Source organism: Kitasatospora arboriphila (assembly GCF_039528095.1).
Taxonomy (GTDB): domain Bacteria; phylum Actinomycetota; class Actinomycetes; order Streptomycetales; family Streptomycetaceae; genus Kitasatospora; species Kitasatospora arboriphila.
This window is the reverse complement of sequence record NZ_BAAALD010000219.1, coordinates 1-1,297: the sequence shown is the minus strand read 5'-3', so window position 1 is coordinate 1,297 and position 1,297 is coordinate 1. Positions and strand designations below refer to the sequence as shown.

General features: G+C 50.1%; 2 protein-coding genes. Both read right to left on the bottom strand.

Annotated elements, in window-relative coordinates; genetic code table 11:
* Positions 1 to 34: 34 nt before the first annotated feature.
* On the bottom strand, positions 35 to 1,039 hold the full coding sequence (locus ABD353_RS39590) for an IS110-like element IS5075 family transposase (RefSeq protein ID WP_000427619.1): 1,005 nt from the start codon (positions 1,037 to 1,039) through the stop codon (positions 35 to 37).
* Positions 1,040 to 1,117: 78 nt separating this feature from the next.
* The coding region (locus ABD353_RS39585) for a hypothetical protein (RefSeq protein WP_425555355.1) at positions 1,118 to 1,297 on the bottom strand (180 nt) is incomplete at its 5' end.

Genomic DNA, 1,297 nt, shown 5'->3' with positions numbered 1-1,297 from the left:
ATGAATGATTGTTTAAACTGGTGTATTTCTGCCTTTATGCTTCGTAAGTTTGCTGTCGCGCCGTCAGTGCCCAGGCTATTCTGGCCAGCTTGTTTGCCAGAGCACAGGTGACGACAAAGTTGCTTTTCCGGCACAACAACTCCCTGACCCAGTCGGCCAACTTGCCAGACTGGTGTTCCAGTTTTTGTATGAATACCCTGGCACACTGAACCAACAAAGTTCGGATCTTTTTGTTGCCCCGCTTGCTAATCCCTAACAATGTCGTCCGACCTCCCGTGCTGTACTGTCGGGGTACCAGCCCTGTTGCCGCCGCAAAGTCACGGCTGCTGGCGTACTGCTTCCCGTCGCCAATCTCAGTTGAAATAGTACTGGCAGTCAGCGTTCCAACGCAGGGAATACTCAGCAAGCGCTGTCCAACCTCATCTTCGTCCAACTTTCGTTTCAACTGAGATTCCAGATCTTTAATCTGCTCAACAAGATAGTGATAATGCTGTTGTAATTTCAGCAGTAACTGGCTGAGATAAAGAGGCAAACTACTGTCCTCAAGAAGGGTACTCAGTCGACTAATAACGGCAGCACCTCGCGGAACGCTGATACCAAATTCCAGCAGAAAAGCATGCATCTGATTAGTTGTTTTCACCTTATCCTGAACCAGGGATTCACGGACACGATGCAGAGCTCGCATTGCCTGCTGAGATTCGGTTCTGGGCTGCACGAAACGCATAGATGGACGTGATGCTGCTTCACAGATAGCTTCAGCATCAACGAAGTCATTTTTGTTGCTTTTAACGAATGGGCGGACAAATTGCGGTGATATCAGCTTTGGAAAATGCCCTAACTCTTCCAGCTTGCGTGCCATAAAGTGAGAACCGCCACAGGCTTCCATCGCGATGGTTGTTGCCGGGCATGTCGCCAGAAATTCGATTAGCTTTGGTCGGGTGAATTTTTTACGGTAAACGGCCTTCCCACGATGATCCTGACAATGAATATGGAAAGAGTTCTTACCCAGATCGATACCAATAAGCGCAATGTTTTCCATGATGGTTCTCCGAATGAAAGCCTGTCCTCAGCATAGTACTGGGAAGGAGGGAGTGACCATCTCATTAAATAAAGCACGCTAAGGCATAGCTGACCTTGCCAGGCCTGCTTCGCCCTGTAGTGACGCGATCAACGGGCAGGAAACATTCCCCTTTCGTGCATGGCAGGCGCACACGAGTTCAGACAGCACGGTTTCCATGCGCGCCAAGTCGGCCATCTTCTCGCGCGCGTCCTTGAGCTTGTGTTCGGCCAGGCTGCT